Origin of the sequence: Ruminococcus sp. AF31-8BH (assembly GCF_003460605.1) — a bacterium.
In the GTDB taxonomy this organism is placed as follows: Bacteria; Bacillota; Clostridia; order Lachnospirales; family Lachnospiraceae; genus Blautia_A; species Blautia_A acetigignens.
Genome location: NZ_QTVN01000018.1, coordinates 72,002 through 81,507 on the forward strand (window position 1 = coordinate 72,002; position 9,506 = coordinate 81,507).

The following is a 9,506-nucleotide window of genomic DNA, read 5'->3' on the forward strand; positions in this document are numbered from 1 at the left end:
CTTCATGATTGTAAGCGTGAAGGGACGAATAACTGTGATATGGTGATAACATCACTCTGGTAGAAATACCAGGAAAATTTAATGTCTGTCCCTGTAGGTTTTCCTGCAGGGACACTTTTGCATTTGTACATATTTTTTCTAGTGTAATAATTTGGTAAGATTTTGTAAGTATACTAATCCCATAAGAAAGGGGGAAACCGTATGAATATTACATTCTGGGTAACCGAAAGATGCAATTTAGCTTGTAAATACTGCTATGTACATAAGCAGCCTAAAACAATGACATTGGAAACCGCAGAACAGACAATCAAATATTTTACTAATAAATTTGATGAAACTGTTGCAGCAGGAAAACGGATTAATGTAGCTTTACATGGTGGTGAGCCATTACTGAATTTTGATGTTATTCGGTATATTGTAGAAACCTTAAAAGAGCGATATGATGGTCATATCATTTTTACAATGACAACAAATGGAACAGTGTTTGAAAAGGATATTTACGATTTTATAAAGGGTAAGGTACAGATTTCTGTAAGCATTGATGGAAATAGGAAAACAAATGATACAAACCGTATTTATCCAAATGGTGAATCTTCCTTTGATAAAGTAGTGAAAACCTTAAAGTTTTTAAAAGAGCAAGGTGAATACATCCGGGTCAGAATGACTGTCAATAAGGAAACCCTTCCGGCTATGGCTGAAAATTATATTTATCTGGATCAGATGAATATGGGAGTAGTAACTTTTGCATTAGATGCCGGAGCTGCATGGAACCAACAAGATATGCAGATATATTATGAAAACTACGAAAAAATCATGGATTACATGATAGAAAAAGATAAAAAAGCAGCGCAGTATTTATTATTTAATATTAAAGAGGCAACCTTCAGAAGACGTACTGGCTGTGACGGTGGAACAAATACATTCCATATATCTGCGGATGGTGGAATTTACCCATGCGCATTAGCTGCTGATAAAGTGGATTATTGGCTAGGAGATGTTTGGAAAGGATTACAGCCGGAAAAATTAGAGGCTCTCCATAAGATTAACGAAATTCCAGTGACAGGGTGCGGAGATTGTACATTTAAGCAGAATTGTTCCAGCCAGGTATGTAAACTGATTAATAAAGCATATACCGGAGATTACTACACTGTTTCTGCTTTCCAGTGCAATGAAAGAGATATTGTTTATCGGATTTATAAAAAGTATAAATATATATTGGAGGGATTCCATGTATAGTCCCAAAGTGGCAGTTGTAGACTCCGGTGTAGATACACAAAATCAGGAAATCATGGAGCATGTAATTCAAGGATTTTCTTTTCAAAAGAGTGCAGAAGAAGATGGAGTTATTGAAGAGAAAAATTTTGATGATGTTTTTGGTCATGGAACCAACTGCATTGATTGTATCTTACAATTTGCAGAGCAGGCACAATTTTATCCTATAAAAATTGTAAATGAATTAGGAAAAACGACCAGTTCTTTACTGCTTGCTGCGCTGGAAAAGTGCAGGGAACTACCGGTAGATCTTATCTGTTTAAGCCTTTCCGTAACACAAATGCTTAATTCTGCTATGGAAAAGGAATTGAGGGATATTTGTAATGACCTGGAAAAACAGGGAAAGATTATCTGTGCTTCGGAATGTAATAATGCAAAGGATACCATACCGGCAATTTATAAAAGTGTGATTGGTGTTGGAGAATTATTACCAGATGCAAAGAAAAAAGTTCTTGTAGACAGGGCGGCAAGCGTTCAGGTTCTGGCGGATATTTCCCCGATATTTGTTGCAGGAAAATCCGGACGATATAATTTTTTTAAGGGAACTTCAAAGGGAAATGCTTATGTGGCAGGTATTCTGGCCAGAGCTATGCAAACAGCACCGAATATAAAAAGCATACAGGAGGCATTAAACATACTGGAAAAGACAGATGATCCTTTAGAAGAAATTGATTTAGAGTATGTAGGAAAGCTCCAGACTGATGAAGTGGGACAGATGATTTTGGAAAAAGTACATAGGAGATTGTTAGAGTTTGGCTGCACATCTTCCCTTGATGAAATCAGCAGGTATCCATTTCTTTCCCAAATTACAGGAGTGAATTTCTTTAATTTTTACGATTTTATCAGCGGGATATATAGGGAATTAAAAATCACGAAGTTGGAGTATCATACCATAAAAGTAGGTGATGTTTGTACCTTGTATAATCTGGTTGAACATTTAAGAAGGAATGTGTGTTATGAAGAAAAAGAATGTTGTTTTGGAGCAGATACGAAAGTATAAATGGGGTTATCTGTTTGGGATTATATTGGTAGCTATGGACGCTATAGTGACCTATATTTATCCTCAGTTAATTACCAATATTCTGGATAAGGCGGTTCCGGCAAAAAATCCAGGAGCTGTGATTTCCAATGTTGCATATATGGCTATATGCCAGCTTGTATCTATTACAGTAGCATTGGCATTGAGCTATCTGTTTTGCAAAATGTCAAATGGTTTTATTGTTAAAATCAAGTTATTGTTGATACAAGCAATGTTTCAGGTTGATGGGAAGGAAATAGAGAAGAAATCAAATCTATTTATGACCAGTATGAATGCAGATGTTAATAATATAGAAATGTTATCTTCCCGTATGCTTTCTGATTTGCTGATACAAATTGTGACTGTGATTATTACAGCGGTAATCTTAATACAGATTAATCCGGTTATCTTTTGGTTTATGCTTTTGATTTATCCGATTCTTATTGCTATCCAGATTTTCTTTAACAAAAAAATCATGGGGCAGTCCAGAAAAGTAATGGGAAAAATGGATATTGGGAATGGTTTGATTAAGGAATTTGTAAGTAATCTTTATGAGTATCTGGCTTTAAATGGAAGAAATTATTATATAGATAAGTTTTGCAGGAATGAAACTTCTTTGCGAAATGAAATCCTAAAGCAAAATATGTTAATGGCCTATAATCGTTCAGTACCGCAGCTCATTAGTACCGCTACTTTTTTGATTGTATTGGCGATCAGTGGTGTTATGGTGATTAACGGACAGGTACAGTTTGGAGAGCTGACAGTAATTATTATGTACACACAAAGAATGTTTAATCCGTTGTCCTCAATCATGCTTGTAATTGGACAGTTCCAGAAGGCAAAAGTATCAATGGATCGAATTAATGAGATTGTAGGGTGAAGCAAATGGATATATCAAAAATCGAAATAAAAGATGTAAATTTCAGTTATAAAGATGTAAAAGTATATAGAAAAAATTTGAATATGTGTCTTGAGAAGGGCTCTATTTATCTGATTAAAGGGAAAAATGGTTCAGGAAAAAGTACACTGGCTGGTATCCTGTTAAAAATCTGGAATGACTTTTCAGGAACGATATTATTAGATGGGAAAAGCATTACTAATTTTTCCAGGGAAATACTTACAGAAACAATAGGAATTTGTTTTCAAAAGCCGCCGATTTTTCGTGACACCATAAGAAATAACATTGCTCTAAACGACCCTATTCCAGTAGAAAAGTATATTTCCTTATTATCATTTTATAAAGATTTGGAAGAAATGGGGCGTACATTAGAGTCGGAACTTATTGATACTGGAAGTGTTTCAGGTGGGCAGGCGCAGAAAATAGGTATTATCCGGACAGTGTGTAGGGAACGTTCTGTATATATTTTTGACGAACCTACATCAAACCTGGATAGTGTTTCTAAAAAAGAATTTTATGATATGATAGAACACTTGAAACAGAAGAGTATTATTATTTTATTTTCGCATGAAGCGGATGCAGAAAAAAATGCAGACTTTATCATTGAATTGTAAAGGAGGGAACCGGATATGTATATGAGAAGTCCAAATGCAAAAGTTTTAGTACGTGAAGAAAGAGTTGTTTTATGTAACACCAGAAATGGAGGCTTTGTAAAAACCTCAGAGGCTTATTTTCAGTATCTTGAAAAATATCTGGAAGAGAACAATGGGGAGTTTACCATTGAGGAAGAAGATGCTGTGGTAAAGAAAAATGCCTATAAGTTATTTCAGGAACTGTGCCGGATTCATTTTTATATTTCGGAAGAACAGATGAAAAATGAGATAATCTATCCGTATCAGATCGTATATCTTTCTTTGACCAATAGGTGTAATTTAAGATGTAAACATTGTGTAGCATCTGCTTGTATAGAAGAAGTAGACCACATGAATACGGAAGACTGGAAAAAGGCAATCAACCAGGTATTAATTTTAAACCCAAAAGAAATCAACTTAACCGGAGGGGAACCGTTAATTCGTCCTGATTTTTGTGAGATATTGGAATATTTAAGGGGAAATTATAAAGGTGTAATTACCTTGTCTACAAATGCGTTACTGTTGAATGACCGGCTTATGGAAATCATTAAAAAGAATGTTGATGGTGTTTCCGTCAGTCTTGATGGTTTTGATTCCTATAGCTGTACAAAAGTGCGAGGAGAAGGGATTTATGACCGGGTGATTGCTGGGATCAAAAAATTAAAAGAAGCTGGAATGGAAAAAGTATCTGTTTCCATGTTGGAAACAAAATATACCTATGGACATAATCAGGACTTTTATAAATTATGTGAAGAGTTAGATGTAAAACCATTGATCCGAAGATTTGCTCCTTCAGGAAGAGGAGAAGAGAACCAAAGAGAATTGCTTCCATCAATGGAATATATAGAGAAATTGGAAAAGCAGCATTTAAGCTGTGCATTATGTCAGCCTGGTAAAAAGGAGTTAAATATCAGTGAAAACGGAGATGTATATCCTTGTGCTCCACTTAGCAATTTAGAAAATCTTTTTATGGGAAATCTGCTGGAAACACCGATTACAGAAATTATTGAGAACCCGGCATGGAAAGAGGAATTGGAAAAGTTAAGACCTTGGAGAATGGAAAAATGTAAGGACTGTGATGTGAACCTGTTTTGCCATTCTTGTATCAATTTTACTCTGGGAATGCAGAGTGATGAGGAAATCTTCCAGAAGTTTTGTGAAAAACAAAAAGGACATTTAGAAAAATTATTATGGGGGAATTAGTTATGAAGAATAGAAAAAGACTTTTAAAAACAGTAGGGTTATTAACAGCAGCTACAGTGATGACCGTATCTTTCAATGCAGAAAGTGTTCTTGCTTACTCAACAGGGGAAGAGGCTGCTATCGCAGTTTCAGAGGAAGATCCATACGAAAATGTTACGAAAATCAATTTGAAGGATATGTTTAACCAGAACCAGGAGGATTACTACGTTTATTTTTACATGGTTCAGTGTCCGTTTTGTAATCAGGTGAAAGATAAAATACTGAATTTTGCGGCAGAAAATGATAATGTATATTTTGTAGATTATGCTTTAAGAGAAAACCGTCCTTTACAGAAATATAATTGGGCGGCAACGCGATCCAAATATAACAAAAAGATAGGATATGTGGATAGTGATGGAAACAAGGTATTTTTACCAGGCGAATCGGAAGAAAAATATCAAAATATGAAGAATGATTATGGAAAACGTATGCGCTTCAATTTTGTAACCATTACTCCAGAGGATATTCTGGCATTCCCTGGTTCACAGGTAGGGGATATCTATACGGATATTCAGACACCAGAAATTGATTATGCTTCTATTACAAAATACGAAGATATGTTAATTGCAGGAGTTCCGGCTTTATATCGAATTACAAATGGAAAAATTACAGAATTTTATTTTGACTCTGTAGAAATAGAGGAGTTTTTCAATAGCATGGGAAGGTGAGATTATGGATATAAAGGAAATCTTAAACCCTATATGGTTATGGATTTATAAAAACTAAAAATTCTAGGATGGAGGAAGTAACAGCATGACTATACTTGAAACGAAGGAATTGAAAAAATATTATGATTCCGGTGAATATATTACAAAAGCTTTAGATGGGGTTTCTTTAGAGATAGAAGAAGGTGAATTTGTTGCTATTGTTGGTGCTTCGGGGAGTGGAAAATCCACATTATTAAATATGATTGGTGGATTAGACATACCAACTTCTGGGAGTGTTTTAGTAAAAGGCAAAAAAATAGGACAATTAAATGAAGAAGAGCTAACGGTTTTTCGCAGAAGGAACATTGGCTTTGTTTTTCAAAATTATAATTTAATTCCAACATTAAATGTTTATGAAAATATTGTCTTTCCAGTGGAATTAGACGGAAATGATATAGATAAAGATTTTTTGAACAAAATTGTAACAATTTTGGGCATTGATAAAAAATTGGAGAATCTTCCTGGAAATCTATCAGGTGGGCAACAACAGAGGGTTGCAATTGCCAGAGCTTTGATTACAAAACCGGCTATCATCTTGGCTGACGAACCGACAGGAAATCTTGACACACAATCAAGTCTTGAAGTAATGGGCTTATTGAAACAAACAAGTGAGCGATTTTGTCAGACTATTGTGATGATTACGCATAATATGAATTTGGCTCAAATGACGGATAGAATTATTAGAATTCAGGACGGGAAAATTATAGACGCATAATGGGAGGGCATGAGTTGTATTTGACTAGAAATAAAAAGTGTATCTTTAATCTTGCAAAAAAGAATTTTGGAAAAAGTAAAACACGAAATATAATTACTATTTTGGCAATTATACTAACCACTATGCTATTTACTTCTATGTTAACAATTTGTACTGGAACATATCAATCAATACAGACTACTATGCAGATGCAAAAGGGAAGTAAAGCAGACGGAGATATAAGATATTTAACAAAAAATGAGTTTGAGCAGTTGCAGGAAAATAGCAACATAAAAGTTAGTGGTTGTCGAAGACCGATAGGATTTGCAAGTAATACAAAGAATCATAATGTTGAAATTGATTATATGGATCAAATAGAGCAAGAATTAACTTTTAATAGGCCAACGCATGGGAAAGCACCGCAAAAGGCTAATGAGATTGCTACTACAGATAAAGCATTAGAAAGTTTAGGAGTAACACCCAAAGTAGGAGAAAAGGTCAGGATAGAATTTGATTTAAGAGGAGAGCATTATGTTTATGAAATGACCGTTTCAGGATGGTGGGAAGCTAGAAATTCACAAGTTAGTGTATTGATAGTGTCAGAGGAGTTTATGAATAAAAATGAATCTTTGTTTCCCTATACATACGACGAGGACATGGAATATGCTGGAACGTATTTCTCAGAGGTGATTTTTGAATCTAAAAAGAATGTGGAGCAACAAATAAATGAGATCATTGAAGGTTTTAACGAGCAAAAAGGAAAAGATGTTGTATCTGGTGCAGTGAATTCAATTACAAATCCACAATTGGATTTTTCTGTGATTGGCGCAGTGATTATCTTTATAGTTTTATTTATTTTGGCAGGTTACTTGCTTATTAATAACATTTATTCTATTTCGGCTATGCAGGATATAAAAAATTATGGATTACTTAAAACTATTGGTACGACGCAATCTCAGATTGCATTGCTTGTTAAAATCCAGACATTGTGGTTACTTGTGCTGGGAATACCAATTGGTTTAGTTACAGGGTATTTTATTGGTAAATCTATTTTACCGTTTGCAGTGAATACTATTGCAAGTGAATATTTAAGAACAGAAATAGTGATAGCACCAAATCCGCTGATTTTTGTTGTGGCAACGATATTTACGATTGTAACGGTTAAAATAAGTATTGGTAAACCATTACGTACTATATCTAAAATTTCCCCATTGGTAGCTATAAGGGAAACGGGAATAAGAAAAAATAAGAAAAAGAAAAAAACGCATAAATTTAGCATAATTAAAATGGCAAATGATAATTTTAGAAGAAACAAAAAAAGAAGTATTTTTATTGTTATATCTATTGCATTATGTTGTGTGTTTTTTAATTCAGTTTTTATTCTGGCAAATAGTATTAGTATAGAAAAAGGGGTTGGCTTACAAAGCGCTGCGGATATTGAAATTGGAAGTGGTAATCTATTTAATAATTTAAAAGGTTATACACGACATAGTGATGGTTTAGAACCCCAAGTAATAGATAGCATTAAGGCAAACTTTAAAATTAATGAGGAAGGAATTATATATAAAAATACATTAGATGATTTAAACGTTACATTTGATTATAATGCACCAATACAAGATGAAATTGTATCTGAAAATGGAGTGAAGATGGTAGCTACAGAAAGTGGACGTATAATACTGGGAAATAATAATTTTCCAATTTGTAATGTCTATGGAATAGATGAAAATGTCTACCAGAGAATGAATTTGGTAGATTCTATTGCAGGTATAGAGCAGAATAGTATTTTTCAAAAAATGGAACAAGAGAATTTCTTGATAGAAGCATTGCCAGTTTCACGTACTTCAAAGGATACGAGAAAATTTCAATGTAATTTAGGTGATAAAATAAAGGTTTTTGTCGATGGTGAAGAAAAACTTTATACAGTTATTGCATATGCGTATGTTAGTCCGACAGAATATGAGGCTCCTAATATGACGACAGGTATAAATATTGTTGGAGGAGATGCACCGATGTTCTACCTTTCCCAACAATCATTTGTAGATTTATATCAAAACCCAACAATCATGAATTATACATTCAATGTCGATAAAGAAAATATGAAACAAATTTCGTTGGAGATTGAAGCATTCGTTGAAGAGTTTGAAGGAAAAGTTGGATTTAATTCTGCCGAGTTGATAAAACAGGATATGGAAAGTATGAAAAATACAATTTATGCAGTGGGAATTGTTGTTAGCTGTATTATTGGAATTTCAGGTCTTATTAATTTTTTGAATTTAACAATTGCAAATATTTTGAGTCGGAGAAGAGAATTTGCCATAATGGAAAGTGTGGGAATGAGCAAAAAACAGATTAAAGTTTTGATAACGGGAGAAAGCCTGCTATATTCTGTTTATGCAGCTCTTTTAGGCTTAGCATGTTCGTTAGTATCGGGATTTTTATTGATTGGTCCGATTTGTGAAGATACATGGTTTATGCACTTTGATATGGTAATTTGGCCTGCGATTCTCATAGGTGGAGTTATTGTTATACTAACAATATTTTTACCTAAATTATTATATAAGGTATTTAGCAAAGGAAGTATTGTAGAAAAACTTAGAATTGAGGGATAGGATATTTAAGTTTATTAAATATAAAATCACTTGGAAAGGAGGCGAAAGAGTATGAGGATTTTAGAGCAAGTAATACAGGAAGAGACATTCGACATTGAAGTGCAGTATTGCGATCCAGATGAGTGTCTGCACGATTGTATGCATTCAGGAACAAATCACTGTGATGCGGTTGTTACCGGTTGGTGGTAGAAGGAGGCTATTATGAAGGAATTAGAAAAAGTAGTACAGGAAGAAGCTTTTGAAATTGAAGTGCAGTATTGTGATCCAGATGAGTGTCTGCACGATTGTATGCACTCAGGAACAAATCACTGTGATGCGGTTGTTACCGGTTGGTGGTAGAAGGAGGCTATTATGAAGGAATTAGAAAAAGTAGTACAGGAAGAAGCTTTTGAAATTGAAGTGCAGTATTGTGATCCAGATGAGTGTCTGCA

Annotated in this window: 9 protein-coding genes; all 9 read left to right on the forward strand. The window is 34.2% G+C overall.

Going from position 1 to position 9,506, the window contains the following annotated elements; genetic code table 11:
- Positions 1–201 precede the first annotated feature (201 nt).
- The 9 genes from DWZ38_RS18515 (at position 202) to DWZ38_RS22365 (ending at position 9,414) form a co-directional block, all read left to right on the forward strand.
- Positions 202–1,236 carry a radical SAM protein gene (locus DWZ38_RS18515; protein ID WP_117689863.1) on the forward strand — a complete coding sequence of 345 codons (1,035 nt, stop codon included), beginning with the start codon at positions 202–204 and terminating at the stop codon, positions 1,234–1,236.
- Positions 1,229–2,272 carry a S8 family serine peptidase gene (locus DWZ38_RS18520; RefSeq protein WP_158555579.1) on the forward strand — a complete coding sequence of 348 codons (1,044 nt, stop codon included), beginning with the start codon at positions 1,229–1,231 and terminating at the stop codon, positions 2,270–2,272. Before DWZ38_RS18515 ends, DWZ38_RS18520 begins: the two co-directional genes overlap by 8 nt.
- Positions 2,229–3,170 (forward strand): ABC transporter ATP-binding protein, encoded by a 942-nt coding sequence (locus tag DWZ38_RS18525; protein WP_177506161.1) that lies wholly within the window; start codon positions 2,229–2,231, stop codon positions 3,168–3,170. Before DWZ38_RS18520 ends, DWZ38_RS18525 begins: the two co-directional genes overlap by 44 nt.
- 5 nt (positions 3,171–3,175) lie before the next feature.
- The gene (locus DWZ38_RS18530; protein WP_147343034.1) at positions 3,176–3,802 is read left to right on the forward strand and encodes an ABC transporter ATP-binding protein; all 627 of its coding nucleotides are present in this window, start codon (positions 3,176–3,178) and stop codon (positions 3,800–3,802) included.
- Positions 3,803–4,057: 255 nt separating this feature from the next.
- Positions 4,058–5,023, forward strand: a complete 966-nt coding sequence (locus DWZ38_RS18535; protein ID WP_178105378.1) for a radical SAM protein — start codon at positions 4,058–4,060, stop codon at positions 5,021–5,023.
- A gap of 2 nt (positions 5,024–5,025) precedes the next feature.
- The gene (locus DWZ38_RS18540) at positions 5,026–5,730 is read left to right on the forward strand and encodes a hypothetical protein (RefSeq protein WP_055173335.1); all 705 of its coding nucleotides are present in this window, start codon (positions 5,026–5,028) and stop codon (positions 5,728–5,730) included.
- Positions 5,731–5,815: 85 nt separating this feature from the next.
- Positions 5,816–6,484, forward strand: coding sequence for an ABC transporter ATP-binding protein (locus DWZ38_RS18545; RefSeq protein WP_055173337.1), 669 nt, complete (start codon positions 5,816–5,818; stop codon positions 6,482–6,484).
- A 20-nt stretch (positions 6,485–6,504) separates the two neighbouring features.
- Positions 6,505–9,075, forward strand: a complete 2,571-nt coding sequence (locus tag DWZ38_RS18550) for an ABC transporter permease (protein WP_178105379.1) — start codon at positions 6,505–6,507, stop codon at positions 9,073–9,075.
- Between the two features lie 201 nt (positions 9,076–9,276).
- Entirely contained in the window at positions 9,277–9,414 is a 138-nt protein-coding gene (locus DWZ38_RS22365) for a hypothetical protein (protein WP_155512152.1), read from the forward strand.
- Positions 9,415–9,506 lie beyond the last annotated feature (92 nt).

Bases quoted from the DNA above. Each gene is read 5' to 3' on its own strand.
- DWZ38_RS18515 (WP_117689863.1), top strand. From the start codon at position 202: ATGAATATTACATTCTGGGTAACCGAAAGATGCAATTTAGCTTGTAAA.
- DWZ38_RS18520 (WP_158555579.1), top strand. From the start codon at position 1,229: ATGTATAGTCCCAAAGTGGCAGTTGTAGACTCCGGTGTAGATACACAA.
- DWZ38_RS18525 (WP_177506161.1), top strand. From the start codon at position 2,229: ATGAAGAAAAAGAATGTTGTTTTGGAGCAGATACGAAAGTATAAATGG.
- DWZ38_RS18530 (WP_147343034.1), top strand. From the start codon at position 3,176: ATGGATATATCAAAAATCGAAATAAAAGATGTAAATTTCAGTTATAAA.
- DWZ38_RS18535 (WP_178105378.1), top strand. From the start codon at position 4,058: ATGAAAAATGAGATAATCTATCCGTATCAGATCGTATATCTTTCTTTG.
- DWZ38_RS18540 (WP_055173335.1), top strand. From the start codon at position 5,026: ATGAAGAATAGAAAAAGACTTTTAAAAACAGTAGGGTTATTAACAGCA.
- DWZ38_RS18545 (WP_055173337.1), top strand. From the start codon at position 5,816: ATGACTATACTTGAAACGAAGGAATTGAAAAAATATTATGATTCCGGT.
- DWZ38_RS22365 (WP_155512152.1), top strand. From the start codon at position 9,277: ATGAAGGAATTAGAAAAAGTAGTACAGGAAGAAGCTTTTGAAATTGAA.